14 protein-coding genes are annotated in these 16,086 nt (G+C 70.6%); 2 read left to right on the top strand and 12 right to left on the bottom strand.

Translation table 11 applies throughout. From position 1 onward, the window contains the following. The 11 genes from ABZ260_RS29225 to ABZ260_RS29175 all read right to left on the bottom strand — a co-directional run. A partial coding sequence (locus tag ABZ260_RS29225) for an ATP-grasp domain-containing protein (RefSeq protein WP_355624212.1) occupies positions 1–976 on the bottom strand: 976 nt, incomplete at its 3' end. A gap of 1 nt (position 977) precedes the next feature. Beyond that, a complete protein-coding gene (locus ABZ260_RS29220; protein ID WP_355624209.1) occupies positions 978–2,327 on the bottom strand; it encodes a cation:proton antiporter in 1,350 nt (449 codons plus the stop codon). 4 nt (positions 2,328–2,331) lie between these two features. Next, the gene (locus ABZ260_RS29215) at positions 2,332–4,137 is read right to left on the bottom strand and encodes an ABC transporter substrate-binding protein (RefSeq protein ID WP_355624206.1); all 1,806 of its coding nucleotides are present in this window, start codon (positions 4,135–4,137) and stop codon (positions 2,332–2,334) included. Continuing rightward, positions 4,134–4,511 carry a hypothetical protein gene (locus ABZ260_RS29210; protein WP_355624203.1) on the bottom strand — a complete coding sequence of 126 codons (378 nt, stop codon included), beginning with the start codon at positions 4,509–4,511 and terminating at the stop codon, positions 4,134–4,136. Before ABZ260_RS29210 ends, ABZ260_RS29215 begins: the two co-directional genes overlap by 4 nt. Then, positions 4,508–5,356, bottom strand: a complete 849-nt coding sequence (ddaH, locus tag ABZ260_RS29205; RefSeq protein ID WP_355624200.1) for a dimethylargininase — start codon at positions 5,354–5,356, stop codon at positions 4,508–4,510. Before ddaH ends, ABZ260_RS29210 begins: the two co-directional genes overlap by 4 nt. Next, positions 5,353–6,612 carry an ATP-grasp domain-containing protein gene (locus tag ABZ260_RS29200; RefSeq protein ID WP_355554204.1) on the bottom strand — a complete coding sequence of 420 codons (1,260 nt, stop codon included), beginning with the start codon at positions 6,610–6,612 and terminating at the stop codon, positions 5,353–5,355. Before ABZ260_RS29200 ends, ddaH begins: the two co-directional genes overlap by 4 nt. After that, positions 6,609–8,144 (bottom strand): class I tRNA ligase family protein, encoded by a 1,536-nt coding sequence (locus ABZ260_RS29195; protein ID WP_355624197.1) that lies wholly within the window; start codon positions 8,142–8,144, stop codon positions 6,609–6,611. The genes ABZ260_RS29200 and ABZ260_RS29195 overlap by 4 nt, the downstream gene beginning before the upstream one ends. After that, positions 8,141–8,506 (bottom strand): cupin domain-containing protein, encoded by a 366-nt coding sequence (locus tag ABZ260_RS29190; protein WP_355624194.1) that lies wholly within the window; start codon positions 8,504–8,506, stop codon positions 8,141–8,143. The genes ABZ260_RS29195 and ABZ260_RS29190 overlap by 4 nt, the downstream gene beginning before the upstream one ends. A gap of 41 nt (positions 8,507–8,547) precedes the next feature. Beyond that, on the bottom strand, positions 8,548–9,846 hold the full coding sequence (locus tag ABZ260_RS29185) for a SidA/IucD/PvdA family monooxygenase (protein WP_355624191.1): 1,299 nt from the start codon (positions 9,844–9,846) through the stop codon (positions 8,548–8,550). Between the two features lie 66 nt (positions 9,847–9,912). Next, complete coding sequence (locus ABZ260_RS29180) at positions 9,913–10,074, bottom strand: hypothetical protein (protein ID WP_355624188.1); 162 nt, start codon at positions 10,072–10,074, stop codon at positions 9,913–9,915. A gap of 151 nt (positions 10,075–10,225) precedes the next feature. Next, positions 10,226–10,594 carry a hypothetical protein gene (locus tag ABZ260_RS29175; protein WP_355554189.1) on the bottom strand — a complete coding sequence of 123 codons (369 nt, stop codon included), beginning with the start codon at positions 10,592–10,594 and terminating at the stop codon, positions 10,226–10,228. A gap of 259 nt (positions 10,595–10,853) precedes the next feature. Between ABZ260_RS29175 and ABZ260_RS29170 the strand changes: the two genes are divergently transcribed. Further along, a complete protein-coding gene (locus tag ABZ260_RS29170; protein WP_355624215.1) occupies positions 10,854–11,840 on the top strand; it encodes a helix-turn-helix transcriptional regulator in 987 nt (328 codons plus the stop codon). 30 nt (positions 11,841–11,870) lie between these two features. Here the strand turns inward: ABZ260_RS29170 and ABZ260_RS29165 are convergent, their stop codons facing one another. Continuing rightward, positions 11,871–12,386: a methyltransferase gene (locus tag ABZ260_RS29165; protein WP_355554183.1), complete on the bottom strand. Its 516-nt coding sequence runs from the start codon at positions 12,384–12,386 to the stop codon at positions 11,871–11,873. A 357-nt stretch (positions 12,387–12,743) separates the two neighbouring features. Here ABZ260_RS29165 and ABZ260_RS29160 point away from each other — a divergent pair. Beyond that, positions 12,744–16,086 (top strand): Pls/PosA family non-ribosomal peptide synthetase (locus tag ABZ260_RS29160; protein WP_355624185.1); only part of this gene is annotated, 3,343 nt, incomplete at its 3' end.

Genomic DNA, 16,086 nt, shown 5'->3' with positions numbered 1-16,086 from the left:
CCAGCATGAAAGGAATGATCTTGGAGCGGGCGGTGCGGCCGAGCCCGAAGATCCCGCGCAGGCTGTGCACGGTCAGCGCGGTGGTGGCGTGGCCCAGGCCGGCTGTACCCAGGCGGGCGTTCACCTCGATGACGCGCAGTCCCCTGGAGGAGAGCTTGATCTCGGTGTGAGTGAACCCGTCGGTGAACCCGAGAGCGGTGTGCGTGTCCTGCAGGACGCGGCAGAACTCCGGGTCCTGCAGGAGCGCGTCCTGGGCGTCGACGAAGTGACCCACCTCCTCGCAGTACGGCTCGTAGCCCAGGACCTTCCTGCCGAGGAAGAGCGGGGTCACCACGCCGCCCTGGACGACGGCGTCCACGCTGACCTCGGGGCCGTCGGCGAACTCCTCGACCAGGACGGGAATCTCGTAGGTCGCCCCGTCGGGGACCGTCAGCTCCCGGACGAAGGCGAACCGCTCCGCCAGCTCCGAGGGGTCCTCGACCCTGATCACGCCCAGGCTGCCGCCGAGGCCACGCGGCTTGAGGATGGCCGGATAGCCGACCTCCTCCGCGGCCCGCAGGGCCTCTTCCAGCGTGGCGACGGCCAGCGACCTGGGCTGCGGCACGCCGAGCGCGTCGAGTGCGACACGGGTGCGGTGCTTGTCGCGGCAGCGGCGCACCATCTCGGGGTCGCCGCCGGGCAGGCCGAGGGCCTCGGAGACGTACGAGGCGGCCAGGATCCTGGCCTCGTCCCAGCAGAGCACCCCGTGCACGGGTTCGCGGGCGGCCAGCTCCAGTGCGACGCCTGCCATCGCGGGGCCGTCGGTCGTGTCGGCGACCACGGTCCAGCCGGTGACGTACTCCTGCTCCCAGCCGGGTTCGGCGGTCACCAGGAGGTGGATGCGGTATTCGGTGGCGATGGAGCGCAGCAGGTACTCGCGGTAGTGCCGCATTCCCGTCGAGACCACCAGGATCAGCGGCCTGGTGTCGGTGGTCATCTCACGCCTCCTTGGCGGTGGTCACGAGCTCCCGGTCGGAGCCCTGCAGTGTGTCGAAGAACTCCTCGCGGACGGACTCGTCCTCGGTGGGGGCGATCCGGGAGGCCGCGTAGCGCAGCAGCGGTGGCGCCATCATCGAGGTCACGACCGCGACCAGGACGATGACCGTGTAGGACGCGGTGGTGAGCACGCCCAGGCGGAGACCGACCATCGCGATGATCACTTCGATCACGCCCCGGGAGTTGAGACCCGCGCCGAGGGCCAGGGCCTCCCACTTGGTGCGCTTGGCGATGCGCGCCCCGAGGTAGGCGCCGGCGAACTTGGCGGCGATGGCGGCGACCAGCACCACGATCCCCGCCACCAGCACGGGCGGCTTGGCCAGCTCGGTCAGGTCCATCCGCAGACCCGCCGTGGCGAAGAAGATGGGTGCGAGCACCGCGGCGACGAGCGTCTGCAGGGGCGCCAGCCTGGCGACCTTAAGATCCGGCGAGGAGCCGACGAGCGCGCCGCAGATGAAGGCGCCGAGGATGGCCTCGAACCCCATCGCCTGGGTGGCCGCGGCCGAGAGCAGGATCATGATCACCACTGCGGCGATGGTGGTGGCGCTCCCGCCCCGGTCGGCGGCGCGCAGCACCCTGGCGACCACCCGGCGGCCGAGCAGGACGGCCACCAGCACGAGCGCGGCGAGCAGCGCGATCGCGGTCAGCGCGGCCTGCCCGGTGCGTGCCCCGGCGGTGGCGAGCGCGGAGACCACCGAGAGCAGCAGCCAGCCGACCACGTCGTCGACGACCGCGCTGCTCAGGATGAGCTGGCCGATGTCGCGGTGGAGCAGGCGCATCTCCATCAGCACCTTGGCGATGACGGGGATGGCGCTGACGCAGAGCGCGACGCCGAGGAAGAGCGCGAAGACCGTGTGGTCGACGCCCTCGGCGATCATCTCGGCGGGGGCCAGGAAGCCGATCCCGACGCCGAGGACCAGCGGGATGATCAGTCCCATGCCGCTGATCCAGGCGGCGGTCCTGCCCTGGCGGCGGATGAAGCCGAGGTCGAGATGCATGCCGGTCAGGCCCACCAGCAGCAGGACGCCGAGCTGGCCGACGGCGTCGATCATGTGGAATCTGGCCGGGTCGGTGGGGAGCAGCCAGGCGGAGAGGTCGGGGGCGACGTTGGCGAGCAGCGAGGGACCGATCAGGATGCCGGCGCTGAGCTCGCCGAGCAGGGCGGGCAGCCCGAACCTGACGGAGAGGCGGCCCAGGATGGTGGCCAGGCCGAGGAGCAGCCCGAGTTGCAGCAGCAGGACCATGAGGTTCTGCGCGGGGATGACGGCGACCGGCGCCGCGGCGAGCGTCATGGGATCATTCGCCGTTCTCGACGTAGTACCAGTTCTCCGGGCTGATCATCCCGAAGGGGTTGATCGGCTCGAAGCCCCGGAGGTTGTTGGCCACCTCGAACAGCCGCAGCGAGAAGTTCGGGATGAAGATGACCGGGACCTGCTCGGCGATGTAGTCCTGGTACTCGTAGAGCGCGGCCGGGTCGTCGCTGGTCAGGGTGCGGTCGATGAGCTCGTCGGCCTTGGGGTCGGTGTAGTGGCCGAAGTTGCCGCCGGCGTCGGTCCGGAACAGGATCTCGCCGCTCGGGTAGTGGTACACCCAGCCGCCGCCCCAGGTGCTCAGCTCCCACAGGCAGGGGCTGTCGGGTCCGACGACGCAGGGGGCGTCCTCGGCCACCAGGACCGAGCCGTAGACCTCCTGGAGGCGCAGCTCGATGCCGGCCTTGACGGCGTCGTCGCGGAACTGCTCCATCAGCCGGGTGAGCGCGGGCCGGCCCTCGGCGTACCTGAGGGAGAAGCTGAGTTTGGTACCGCCGGGGATGCCCGCCCCGGCCTGGCCGGGCCCCTCTCCGGGGTTGACGCAGACGGCGGGCGTCACGCTGGTGTCCCAGCCGTTGGCCTCCAGCAGCTCGCGGGCCCGATCGGGGTCGAAGGGCAGGATCGGCGCGCCCTGCAGGGTGGGCGAGACCAGGTCGCTCACCGGGTAGCGGGGCACCGGGCCGTCCTGCCGGTAGGCGTAGCCGTGGTAGATGTCGCGGGCCGCCCGGTCCTGGTCGAGGGCGTGCTGCATCGCCTGCCTGATGTAGGTCTGGGCGAGCATCTTGCCGGCGACCGTCGGGTTGTTGTAGTTGAGCGGGATGTAGCGGATGCAGAAGGCCGCCTGCGGGACCAGCGTGTAGTTCTCGCCCAGCGGGTTGGGGCCGCCCTTGGTGGGGTCGTCCGTCGGCTCGGCGCTGAAGCTCAGCGGCAGGTAGCCGACCTGGACGCCGTCGGGCCCGTCCGGCCCCTCCAGCAGTTTCTGGTACTCCTCCCCGTCGGACATGAAGGGGACCTGCCGGAACTCGTCCAGGTGCGCCTTGTTCGGCCCCGAGTAGTGCTCGTTGGGGACGAAGGTGACGACGCCCTCCATGGTGTAGCTCTTCAGCCGCCACGGGCCGCTGACCACGCTCCACACCGGGCTCGTCGCCCAGTGCACCCGGTCGGAGTTGTCCTCCTCGATGACGCCGCCGTTCTCCCCCATCAGGAAGTCGTAGACCGCGGCCACGTTCTCCAGGCTGTAGGAGGCGTCGGAAGGTCCTTCGGCGGTGCGGTCCCACGCCTTGGGCATCGGGGTGATGGTGCTGAGCTGGTTCATCAGCACCCAGCGCTTGGAGTAGACCTTGTCGAAGGTGAAGTAGACCTTGTCCTCGGCGAGCTTGCCGTAGGAGACCAGGTTGTCGGGGAAGCAGCCGGGGACGTACTCGCCGTAGCGCTCGCCCTTGACCGCCATCATGTTCACCCAGAACAGCACGTTGTCCGCGCAGATCGTCTCGCCGTTGGACCACTTCCAGGGCTTGACGGTGACGGTGACGGTCAGGCCGTCCTCACTCCACTGCGGCGGCTCGCCGATGCTGAGGTCGTAGTCGACCTCGGGGGTGCCGTGCGTGCCGAAGAAGTAGAGCGGCCGGTACATCAGGATCTGGAACTCGAGCAGGTTGCGGGTGCCGAAGCGCTCGGGCGGGGTGAAGGGGAAGATGATGGACGGGGGGAATCCCGGCGCGCAGGCCCAGGTCACGGTGCCGCCCTTGACGGGCTTCTCCAGGTTCGGGCGGGCGATGGTGTTCAGGGTCATGTCCGGCTCTCCGTCGTCTGGTGGTTCTGTGCGAACGTCTTCGGGTCGATCTCCTCGAGCAGGGACACGCCGCTGTCCGCGTGGGCGCCGTAGCGCTCCCACGTCTCGTGGAGCAGCACGCGGCCGTCGGGGAGCAGTTCGGGGGTGCTGCGGCAGTGGCCCGACACGACGGCGCCGTTGTCGAGGACCATGGTGTAGGCGAAGTCGAGGGTGCCGTCGGGGGCGCAGAGCCCGGTGAGGGTCCCCCGGCGGGCGTGCCCGCCGGAGAACTCGCCCCACAGCAGGTCCCCGTCCTGGCGGTACAGGGCGATCGGGTGCCTCTCGGTGGAGGGGACGCCGCCGGTGGTGAAGCGGCGCCCGTTGTAGTCGATCATGACCGGCCCGCCCTGAGTTCGAGGGTGCAGCACTTGGCGCTGCCACCGGACTTCAGCAGCTCGGAGAGCTCGACGCCGATGGGCTCGTAGCCGCGCTCGCGCAGCTCGTCCATCAGGTGGGTGGCCGAGGGCGGCATCAGGACGTGGCGGCCGTCGGAGACGGCGTTCAGCCCGAACACCTCGGCGTCGGCCTCGGTGGCGATGATCGCGTCGGGGTACAGGACGCGCAGGACGCCCTGGCTCTCCTTGGAGAAGGCTCCCGGGTAGTACATGATCTGGTCGTGGTCGAGCACGGCCAGCGCGGTGTCGAGGTGGTAGAAGTGCGGGTCCACCAGGCGCAGCCCCGCCACGGGCATCCCGAAGAACCGCTCCGCCTCGCGGTGCGAGCGGATGTCGGTGCGGAACCCGGTGCCGGCCAGCAGGTACCTGCCGGCGTGCAGGTAGTCGCCCTCGCCCTCGTTGACGTGGACCGCCTCGCGGGTCTCGTAGCCTCTGGCGCGGAACCACTCCAGGTAGGCGGGGCCCTCCGCGGCCCGCTCCTCGTACCGGAAGCGGGCCGACAGCACCTTCCCGTTGATGACCGTCGCGCCGTTGGCGGCGAACACCATGTCGGGGTAGCCGGGCAGCGGCTCGATGAACTCCACCTGGTGGCCCAGCGCCAGGAAGGCGCGGAGCAGACCGTCCCACTGGAGCCTGGCCAGCGCGCCGTCGACTGGCTTGTCCGGGTTCATCCAGGGGTTGATGGAGTAGACGACGTCGAAGTGGGTGGGCGGGCACATCAGGTAGCGACGAGTGCGCGCCACCCGCCGGGTCCGCTGCGGCGCCTCGGTGGCCAGCTGTGTCATGTCAGTTCTCCTTCCTGGACGAAAGTGACGTTGATCTTGGATGCGTAGTCGAGCATCGTCTCCCTCGCGTCCTCCAGGGAGGTGCCGGTGGTGCCGAGGAAGCCGAGGATGCTGTTGCCCTCCGGCGGGCGCCGGATGACGTCCCCGGGCCTGGCGGTGATCTTGAGGAAGAAGACCCGGTCGGACTCGGCGACCTCGGCCGGCACCTCGATCGAGGCGATCCGGCCGGCGTCGCAGAGCAGGCACATCGCGGTGACGTGGACGCCGGTCGGCCGGTAGTGACGCACCCTCGGCGTGGCACCCCGCGCCACGTCCATGACCGCGCGGATCGGGTTGTGCGTGGCGGTGATCCCGGCGATGAGATCCAGCCCCCCGCCGCCGGGCCGGATCGCGATCTCCAGCAGGTACGGCTCGCCCCGGTGGAAGCGGACCTCGGCGTGCAGCACGCTGCGCCGCAGCCCCTGGGCGTGCGCGCCGGCCCTGACCACGCGGTGGACCGCGGCCACCTGCTCGGTGGTGAGCGAGGTCGGCGCGTGGTGCACGTCGTCGTCGAAGGTGCCGCCCTCGACGGTGATCCGGTCCACGATGGAGCCGAGGTAGACCTCGTCGTCCCAGGCCACGGCCTCGATGAGGAACTCCTCGCCGTCCAGGAACGACTCGATCAGCAGGCCGTGCGGGCCGAGGTCGAGGCCGTGCGCCTCCATCTCGAACCACGACATCCCCTCGATGCCCTCAAGGGCCTGCGGGAACAGCTCGGCCATCTCCTCGCTGTCGTCGACCTTGAACACGAAGTTGCTCGCGGCGCCCAGCGTGGGCTTGAGGATGACCGGGTAGCCGAAGTCGTCCGCGGTCCCGAGCGCCTCCCGCAGGTCGGTGACGAAGCGGAAGTCCGGATGCGGGGCGCCGTGCCTGCGGTGCGCCTCACGCATCAGCAGCTTGTTACGGCTGGTCCTGGCCGCCTCGACGCCCACGCCCGGCAGGCCGAGCGCCTCCGCGACCGCCGCGACCGTGGTCACGGCCGACTCGGAGAAGGTGATGATCCCGTCGAAGCGCTCCTGCTCGTGCCAGTTCTTGGCCTCGGTGATGAGGTCGTCGATGCGCTGGGAGCCCGCGACGCGGTAGCGGTCCTTGGGCCAGAAGTCCGGGGTGCCGATGCCGTTGAGCACGTAGAGCTCGGCACCGAAGTCCTGAACCTGCTGGTAGCGGGACTGGTAGTAGGTGGCGTTCTGTCTGGCTTCAAGGGCGAGGAGTTTCATCGGGGACTCCCGGGCAGTCGCGGTAGTGAGAAGGCGTCGATCGTCTCGGCGGAGGTGTCGAGGGTGAGCTCGACGCCCGCCGCCTCGGCCTCGGCCGCGACGTCGATCAGGATGGGCGCGGCGCAGGCCAGGAAGGCGCGTACCTCCATCAGCAGGTCACCGGTCTCGTCACGCTCGGCGGTCAGCAACCTGCCGAGCTGGGTGACGATGCCGTCCGCCGCCCTGGTCAGGCTGAAGGAGGTGAGGTCGTAGCAGAGCCTGAACCTCTCGACGATCACCGCGGCCCGGTGCCGGCCGGCGGCGGTGACCTTGAGCTCCTCCCCCGGGTCGGTGACGAGGGTGTCGAGGCGGTCGGCAAGCGCGTTCCACGGCTCGCGCAGCCGCCTGCCGGTGACCTTGTCGAGCCCCTCCCTGGTGAAGTTGGCCCGCTGGTCCTCGGGGCAGGTGAGCGCGAGGTAGAACCGGACGAGGTCGCGCGGCACCTCGGCGACCAGATCGGCGCCGCGGATCAGGTGGTTACGGCTGGTGGAGAACTTCTCGTTCTCCAGCTCGTAGAACTCGTTGCAGACGTTGGCGTCCGGGGTGATGTAGCGGTCGCCGTGGGCCAGCAGCATGACCAGGTCGACCATGCCCCAGAAGTAGACGTTGTCGAAGCCGTGGAAGTAGACCAGGTGGTTGCCGCTCTCGGCACGCCAGGCGCTGTCGACGGGGCCCTCGGGCCCGCCGGCCGCCTTCCAGGTGCTGTAGATCGAGGCGGGCATCGCCTCGACCCACGGGTAGAGGATCTGCCCGGGGGTCTCGGCGAACGGGGCGTCGATGCCCCACCCCGGTGACGGCACCGTGATCGGGATCTCCGGGAGCGGCCGGGCCAGGATTTCGCGGATGAGCTGCCTGCTGTGCCCACGCCAGGTGCTCGTCCGGGCGGCGTAGTAGGCGGTGAGCTCCTCCCGGTAGTTCTCGATGGGCAGGACCAGGACGGTGACCTCGCGCGAGGTCACCGGGTCGTCGGGGTCCAGGACCGAGCGCGGGTCGCCGAGGTCGTCGAAGTGGTTGGGGTGGCCGCAGCCCTCGCACGACCCGCCGCAGCTCTCGGTCAGACAGGCCGGGCACTCGCCCTTGACCAGCCCGTCGAACAGGTGGGTTCCCGCGTTCTCCGCGTACGGCATGCGCACGGTACGGAGTTCGAAGCGCCCCTGGCTGTGCAGGGCGGTGACGAAGTCGAGCACGGTCTGCCGGTAGGAGTCGTCGACGGGCGGCAGCGGGGCCAGCGAGATGCCCATCGCCTCGACCGACCGCTGGATGGCCGCGGTGGAGGTCGCGCACAGCTCGGCGGGCGTGGTGCCGTGCTTGTGGGCGGTCGAGATCATGTAGGACTGGCTGTCGTCGGTGCAGGTGTTGTAGTTGACGGGGCGGCCGTCGGCCCGCAGGTAGCGGGCGTAGACGTCACCGGCGATGTAGGGGCCGGCCATGTGGCCGACGTGCAGGTCGCCGTTCGGCGTCGGGGTGGCGGCGATGACGATCGTCCCCGTCATTTCTCCTCCAGGTGCCGGGTCTCGAACGCGCGGGCGAGGTCGTGGTCCCACCAGATGCCGTACATCTCGAAGTCGGCGGTGCCGTCGTTGACCACCTGGTGGTCGGTGCCGGGCGGGAAGTAGGCGACGTCCCCGGCGGCGAAGGGGGCGCGCTCGCCCTCGCTCTCCAGGACCGCCTCGCCGGAGACCGCGATGAAGATCTCGTACTCGTGGTGGGCGTGCCGGGTCGAGGCGGTGCCGGGCGCGATGACGCACCAGGCCCCCTCGAACGGGGCGTTCAGCGTCTCCCAGGGCAGCAGCCTCTTGGCGAGCAGGCCGTTGTCCGGGCGCAGGTGGGCAGGGTCATAGGAACGGAGGTCCACGGGGATTCTCCTCAGTGGGTTTCAGGGGGGGTTCGGGGGGATCAGGAGGCGACCGGCAGGGCGAACGGTGACAGGAGCTCGGCGGTGGCCCGGCTCTCCTGGATGTCGCCGACGATCTCCTCCGCCCGGTTGGCCAGCGTGCTGAGCAGGGAGTCGGCGATGCCGTGCGTGTCCTCGTTGACGCCCTGCAGGTAACAGGCGGCGCTCGACCCGGCGGGCAGGGCCAGCTTGTAGAAACGGTCGACGCCGATCTCGCCGAGGCCGGCCCTGGTGGCCAGGTCGCGGATGAGCGAGGGCATCCGGCGGTCGAAGCCGGTGCCGAGCAGCAGGACGTCGCAGGGCAGCTCGTCGTGACGGCCGCTCTTCCTGTCCCTGAGGGTGAGGACGATCTCGCCGCCCTCGATCCTGGCCTGGGAGATCTCGGCCATCGTGATCATCCGGATCCTCTCCTGTCCGGTGAGACGCTCCAGGTAGATCTGCCGGTAGAGGCTTTCGAGCAGGCCCGGGGAGAGACCCGCGTAGTTGGTCCGGTGCATCTCGCCGAGGAGCTGGCGGCGGGCCTCGGGGCGCGACTCGTAGAACTCGTCGACGAAGGAGGCGTAGAAGAGCTCGTTGGTGAACTTGCTGCTCTCGTAGCCGTTGAGGCCGATGGAGCGCATGATCATCGTGCACTCGGCGTTGGGCATGCTCTGGTGGGTGGCCCACAGCATCTCGGCCGCGCTCTGCGCGCCGCCGATGACCGCGACCCGGTGCGGGGCGTCGTGGTCCAGCCCGGCGATCCCCTTGCTGTACTCGGTGCTGTGGATGATCCGCTCGCGAGGAAGCGTCTCGAACACCTCGGGGATGTGCGCATCGCGGCCCGCGCCGACCACCAGGGTGCGGCAGCCGATGGTCGAGCCGTCGGCGAGCCGGACGATCCAGCGCTCGATCTGGCCGTCACCGGACAGGACCGGCTCGACCGCCGCGCAACGCCGGCCGTACTCGATGCGCACCTGGGCGAGCGACTCCGCGACCCAGATCAGGTAATTCGAAATCTCCATTCTGTACGGGGTGAAACTACCCAGGTTGACGAATTCACTAAGCCTTCCCACCGAGTGCAGGTGATTCACGAAGGAGAACCTGCTCTGCGGGTTCCTCAGAGTGACCAGGTCCTTGAGAAAGGAGACCTGGCTCTGTGTCCAGGGCAGCAGCATTCCCCGCTGCCAGGCCACGTTCTCGTGCTGCTCTATGATCAGCGTTCTGGTTGCCAGTTCCGGAGCGAGCTCTTCGAGAGCCACGGCGAGGGCGAGGTTGGACGGCCCTGCGCCGAGAGCAAGTAACTCGACTTCCTGGTGCTTCACGATGGTCGCCTCCCGGACGACTTCTCGGGCACGGTGCCCGTTACGAATGGATTTCTCCTGGTCGGCTCACTGCCAGCCGGCTCCGCCGGCCAGGATGAGGGCCGCGGCCGCCGCGGGGCCACCGGCCTTCTTCCCGGTCGCGGCCGCGGCCGCCACGGCGGTCGTGAGGATGGCGGTGAGCGAGCGGACGCCGATTACGGGGGCGACTGGACAAACCACGGCATTCATCGTTCTTCTTCCTTTCGGCCGGTAATCATCGGCGCCCTTTTCACTGTTTCCCGGGTGATCTTCCGGCTTACTTTCACCGGACATTTCCCGCTTTGTTCTGACACTTCGATTCTTGGTTGATATCCGGGTATTCCGGAAGGCCTTGGGGCTGTCAGCGCGCTGCAATGGCAGGACGCTGACAGGCCTGGCCGCCGGAGGCCTCGAAACGGGCGAGAGCGAGGGCGAGGTCGGTGCCGCAGCCCAGCAGCGACCAGCCCGCGAGCTCGGGCACACCGTCCAGACAGCGCCCGCAGAGCCGGGCCGCCGCGCTCTCGGCGGCGTCGAGGGTGCGTCTGCGAATGAAGAGGCCGAGGTCCACGCCGCCGGCGCGCTCCTCGCCGTAGACGTGCTCAAGCCCTTCCTCGGGCTCCGCCAGCACCAGGAGCAGACGCCGGATCTCGCGCGCGGACATCCGGCCGCCGGGTGGGGCCAGGCGGCCTTCGATCTCGGGGGCGCGTAGGCGCACGTTGATGAGATACATGAATCGACAGTGGTCGGCATGTGGCGAATAGAACAGGTATTTCCCCTGGCAGGTCCCTAACGTGGCAGGGTCATGCCAGCGTGCCGCGGGCCGGCCCGGGAGCGGCTCCCCTGCCCCCGCCACCCGCCGTTCCGGCCCCCCGGAGGCGAGCGCATAACCCCGTCGTCACTGCGCCTGGCTAGTTTCAGGCTGAGACCATCGTGGGCCCTGCCCGCAGATCGGGTCTTGGTCATGCTCGAACCGTGGAGGAGTCGTGCTCATGCTGCTTGGCATCGGGTCCGCCGAGGAAACCGTCTACCGAACCATCCTGGAGAATCCCTCCTACGGCGTGATGGAACTGAGCCTTGAGTTGGGCTGGCCGGTCCATCGGATCCGCAACACGCTGGACGAGCTGGCCAAGCTGTCGCTCCTGCGCCCCTCCTGGGAGGAGCCGGACGTGCTGCGCCTGGTCCGGCCGGAGGTGGGGCTGGCCGCGCTGCTGGCCCGCGAGGAGGCCGCGCTGCTGGCCAAGCAGCAGGAGATCGAGCGGAGCCGGATGGCCGTCGCCCAGATGATCGCGGCCTACGCCGACCAGAACCCGGCGCGCTCCGGCGGGGACTCCGAGTCACTCGTCGGCATCGACACGATCCGCACCAGGATCGAGGAGCAGGTCACCGAGTGCCGGCAGGAGTTGCTCGGGTTCGAGCCGAAGAGCACCCAGACGCCGGACAACATCGCGGCGAGCCGTCCCCTGGACGAGGCGCTGCTCGACCGGGGTGCGGCGATCCGCGTCGTCTACACCGACAGCATCCGCAACGACCAGCCGACCAGCGCGTACGCGGCCTGGCTCACCGACCGCGGCGGCCAGGTGCGCACCACTCCCGGCCTTCCGCTCCGCATGCTCGTCTTCGACCGCCGGGTGGCCCTGCTGCCGACGGATCCCGAGGACAGCAGCGTCGGCGCGGTCCTGCTCCGCGGCGCGGGCGTCGTCACCGCCCTGGTCGCGCTGTTCGAGCAGACCTGGGGTACCGCCACCCCCCTCGGTGAGGAGCGCAGGCGCGACGAGAAGGGCCTCAGCCATCAGGAGCGCGAGGTGCTCCGCCTGCTCTCCGCGGGACTCACCGACGAGGCGGTGGCCCGCAGGCTCGACGTCTCGGTACGCACCCTGCGTCGTGTCACCGCCGACCTGATGGAGCGGCTCGAAGCACGCAGCCGTTTCCAGGCCGGCTACCTCGCGGCCACCAGAGGGTGGCTGCCCCGCCCGTGACGGCGGCTCCGCCTCCCGCCGGACCTGGGATCAGGGGTGGTAGGCGCGCGTACGGGGCCACCAGCCGGGCACGGCCGCGTGGTACCTCTCGTAGTCGGCGCCGAACCTGCGGCGCAGACTCGGCTCCTCGTACCAGTGGACGAACGCGACGACGGCCGCGGCCGTGACGGCGCCGTACAGCAGCAGGACGGGCCGGCCCAGAAGCAGCGCCTGCCCGCCGATCGTCGCGAGGACGGCCACGTACATCGGATTCCTGACGTATCTGTACAGACCTCCGATGACCAGGCGCTCGGGCGGTGCGACCGGGGCGGGAGTGCCCAGCCCCTCCACTACGAACCGGACGAATGCCCTGACCAGCACCACGACCCCGGCGACGACGAATGACGCGCCGATGAGGCGTAGCGAGACCGTGCCCCAGGACGGCGCCGCCGGCATCGGGTCCGCCGTCTCCCACCGGGTGATCCACCAGGGCACGAACCCGGCCACGGTGCCCGGCGCCAGCGCGAAGAAGATCGTGCTTCCGAGGGCCGCGGGTGTCCTGCGCACAGCGTCACACTCCCGTGTCACGACCGGCCGGCGACAGCGCCATCTGCAGCACCGCCGACAGCACGGCCACCGTTCGTCGCAGAAAATTCACTATGCGTTGAGTTTAAGCTACGCCAGCAGAACATCAACGGGCACGACGCGGATCCCTGGCCAACGTCACCAACTCACGGTCCCGCACCGCATGGACACGGTGCGCACCCCGCTTCGAGCGAGGCCTCCTCCGAGCGGCCGACCAGCCGGAATGTGACGGAAAGGCGGGGTTCACACGACGTACAACCAGGCACCCGGAATGCGTTAACCCCGTGCACATAGGCTGTTCCGCGGCCGGAAGGGCCTCACACCACATGGGGGAAGACCGTGAGTCCGTTACCAGCCGACACCGACGTGCCACCGCGGGCGCTCCTGCCGGGAGGGACCGCGCCGCAGGCCAGGACGCTGCTGGACATCCTCGACCAGACCACGCGGCGCCACCCCCACGCGGCCGCGCTGGACGACGGGCGGACCCGCCTCGACTACACCGGCCTACGGGCCGAGGCCGGGCGAATGGCCCTGGAGCTGCGGGCCGCCGGGGTCGGGCGCGGCGACCGGGTCGGGGTGCGGATCCCCTCGGGCACCGTCGGCCTGTACGTCGCGATCGTCGCCGTGCTCACCGTGGGCGCCGCCTACGTACCGGTCGACGCCGACGACCCCGACGAGCGGGCCGAGCTGGTCTTCGGCGAGGCGGGAGTCCGCGCCGTCATCGTCGACGGCGGGAAGATCATCCCCTACGGCGACCCCGGCGTCTCCCCTTTCGGCGTCGGTCCGGCACACGACCTGACACACAGCCCGGCCGTCCCGTCTCACGGCGACGGCGGGCGGCCCGGCCCCGAGGACGACGCGTGGATCATCTTCACCTCGGGGTCCACGGGAAAGCCCAAGGGCGTGGCGGTGACCCATCGCAACGCGGCGGCGTTCGTCGACGCCGAGGCGCGGCTGTTCCTGGCCGGGGAGCCCATCGGGCCCGGTGACCGGGTGCTGGCGGGGCTCTCGGTCGCGTTCGACGCCTCCTGCGAGGAGATGTGGCTGGCCTGGCGGCACGGCGGCTGCCTGGTGGCGGCACCGCGGGCGCTGGTGCGCGCCGGCATGGACCTGGGACCGTGGCTGGTCGACATGGGCATCACGGTCGTGTCGACAGTACCGACCCTGGCCGCGCTCTGGCCGGTCGAGACGCTCGACGACGTACGGCTGCTGATCTTCGGCGGTGAGGCGTGCCCGCCGGAACTCGCCGAGCGGCTGGCCGTGCCGGGGCGCGAGGTGTGGAACACCTACGGCCCGACCGAGGCGACGGTGGTGGCGTGCGCGGCGCCGCTGACCGGGGAGGGGCCGGTGCGGATCGGGCTGCCGCTGGCGGGCTGGGATCTGGCCGTTGTCGGCAAGGACGGTGAGCCGGTGGCGATGGGCGAGACCGGGGAACTGGTCATCGGCGGGGTCGGGCTCGCCAGATACCTGGACCCGGCCAAGGACGCCGAGAAGTACGCCCCGCTCGGATCGCTCGGCTGGGAGCGCGCCTACCGCAGCGGCGACCTGGTACGGGCCGAGCCGGAGGGACTGCTCTTCGTCGGGCGGGCGGACGAGCAGATCAAGCTCGGCGGCCGCAGAATCGAGCTGGGCGAGGTCGACGCGGCCCTGCGGGCGCTGCCCGGGGTCGCCGGGGCGGCCGCGGCGGTCCGCACGACCGGTGGCGGGCACCAGCTGCTCGTCGGCTACGTCATACCCGGCGAGGAGTTCGACCAGCAGGACGCCAGGGACCGCCTCCGCCACACCCTGCCCGCCGCGCTGCTCCCCCGGATCGCTCTGGTGGACGACCTGCCGACGCGTACCTCCGGGAAGATCGACAGGGATGCCCTGCCCTGGCCGCCGCCCAAGAAGTCCGGCCCGGCCCCTACCGGGGTGCCGGACGTCGACCCGTGGGTGGCCGAGTGCTGGCTGGACATCCTCGGCGTCGTCGAGGGCGACTTCTTCGCCGAGGGCGGCACCAGCCTCGCGGCGGCCAGGCTGGTCTCGGCGCTGCGGACCCGCTACCCCGCGGTCACCGTCGGCGACGTCTACGACAACCCGACGCTGCCCCGGCTCGCCGGGCACCTGTCGGCACTCGACGCGCCGGAGATCGTGACTACCGACCGGATCGTCACGCCGGTACCGCGCCGTGCCGCGATCGCACAGACGGTGCTCACCATCCCGCTGCTCACCGTCGGCGCGCTGCGCTGGGTGGTGGCGCTGGCCGCGCTGAACAACCTGGTGGGCCTGCCCTGGGCCCCGGCCGTCTCGTGGTGGTGGGTGCTCGCGGGCGCGCTGCTGTTCGTCAACCCCGCCGGGCGGATCGCGCTGGCCGCGGGCGGCGCCCGGCTGCTGCTGCGCGGGCTGAAACCCGGCACCTACCCCCGAGGCGGCGGCACGCATCTGCGGCTCTGGTTCGCCGAGCGGCTCGCCGAGCGGCTCGGCGTGGGCGAGGTGTCCAGCGCCCCGTGGCTCACCCACTACGCGCGGGCGCTCGGCGCCCAGGTCGGCGATGACGCGGACCTGCACTCGATGCCGCCGATAACCGGGATGCTCAAGCTGGGCAAGTACGCGGCGGTCGAACCCGAGGTCGACCTGAGCGGCTACTGGATCGACGGCGACCGGGTGCGTGTCGGCGAGATCAAGATCGGCGCCTCCGCCACGGTCGGCGCCCGCACCACCCTGTTCCCCGGTGCGAAGATCGGCAAGAACGCCCAGGTCGCGCCCGGCTCGGCGGTGGCGGGTTCGGTGCCGTCCGGGGAGCGCTGGGCGGGCGTGCCCGCGAGCCGGATGGGCAAGGCCCGCCAGCCGTCGGCCGACCGTCCGCCGCGCTCGTGGCGCTGGGTCGCGGTCTACGGGCTGTCCGCGCCGGTCCTGGGCCTCTTCCCGGTGATCGCCATGCTGCCCGGCCTCGCCGTGCTGCTGCGCGGCGGCGCCCCCTCCCTGACCTCCGTCCTTTCCGGGGTGCCCACGGCCACCGTCGTCTCCACGGTCACCCTCGTCCTGCTGACCGTTGCCTCGGTGCGGCTGCTCTCAGCCGGCCTGCACGCCGGGCAGCACCCGGTGCACAGCCGCCAGGCCTGGCAGGCGTGGGCGACGGGCCTGCTGATGTCGATGGCGCGGGTCTGGCTGTTCCCGCTGTACGCGAGCATGGTCACCCCTGCCTGGCTGCGCGCCCTGGGAATGAAGGTCGGCCGGGACGTGGAGCTGTCGACGGTGCTGGCGCTGCCGTCGATGACCTCCGTCGGGGACGGCGCCTTCCTCGCCGACGACACGATGGTGGCGCCGTACGAGCTGGAGGGCGGCCGGCTGCGGGTCGACCATGTGCGGATCGGCAAACGCGCGTTCCTCGGCAACTCGGGGATGACCGCGCCGGGGCGCAAGGTGCCCAAGGACGGCCTGGTCGCGGTGCTGTCGGCGGCGCCGAAGAAGGCCAAGGCGGGCTCGTCCTACCTGGGCATGCCACCGGTGGAGCTGCGCAGGGCCACCGAGGAGATCGACCGGAGCCGCACCTACGATCCGCCGCCGAGACTGAAGGTCGCCCGCGCCGCGGTCGAGGTGTGCCGCGTCGTCCCGGTGATGTGCACCGTCGCCGTGGCCGTGCTCGTGGCGGCGGCCCTGGAGTGGCTGGCCAGGGCGTACGGCTTCGCGGCGGCGATCGTCC

Origin of the sequence: Streptosporangium sp. NPDC006013 (genome assembly GCF_040614275.1) — a bacterium.
Classification (GTDB): domain Bacteria; phylum Actinomycetota; class Actinomycetes; order Streptosporangiales; family Streptosporangiaceae; genus Streptosporangium.
This window is presented reverse-complemented; position numbering and strand designations above follow the sequence as displayed.

Excerpts from the sequence above, each read along its gene's own strand:
- ABZ260_RS29220 (WP_355624209.1), bottom strand. The coding sequence starts at position 2,327 with ATGACGCTCGCCGCGGCGCCGGTCGCCGTCATCCCCGCGCAGAACCTC.
- ABZ260_RS29215 (WP_355624206.1), bottom strand. The coding sequence starts at position 4,137 with ATGACCCTGAACACCATCGCCCGCCCGAACCTGGAGAAGCCCGTCAAG.
- ABZ260_RS29210 (WP_355624203.1), bottom strand. The coding sequence starts at position 4,511 with ATGATCGACTACAACGGGCGCCGCTTCACCACCGGCGGCGTCCCCTCC.
- ddaH (WP_355624200.1), bottom strand. The coding sequence starts at position 5,356 with ATGACACAGCTGGCCACCGAGGCGCCGCAGCGGACCCGGCGGGTGGCG.
- ABZ260_RS29200 (WP_355554204.1), bottom strand. The coding sequence starts at position 6,612 with ATGAAACTCCTCGCCCTTGAAGCCAGACAGAACGCCACCTACTACCAG.
- ABZ260_RS29195 (WP_355624197.1), bottom strand. The coding sequence starts at position 8,144 with ATGACGGGGACGATCGTCATCGCCGCCACCCCGACGCCGAACGGCGAC.
- ABZ260_RS29180 (WP_355624188.1), bottom strand. The coding sequence starts at position 10,074 with ATGAATGCCGTGGTTTGTCCAGTCGCCCCCGTAATCGGCGTCCGCTCG.
- ABZ260_RS29175 (WP_355554189.1), bottom strand. The coding sequence starts at position 10,594 with ATGTATCTCATCAACGTGCGCCTACGCGCCCCCGAGATCGAAGGCCGC.
- ABZ260_RS29170 (WP_355624215.1), top strand. The coding sequence starts at position 10,854 with ATGCTGCTTGGCATCGGGTCCGCCGAGGAAACCGTCTACCGAACCATC.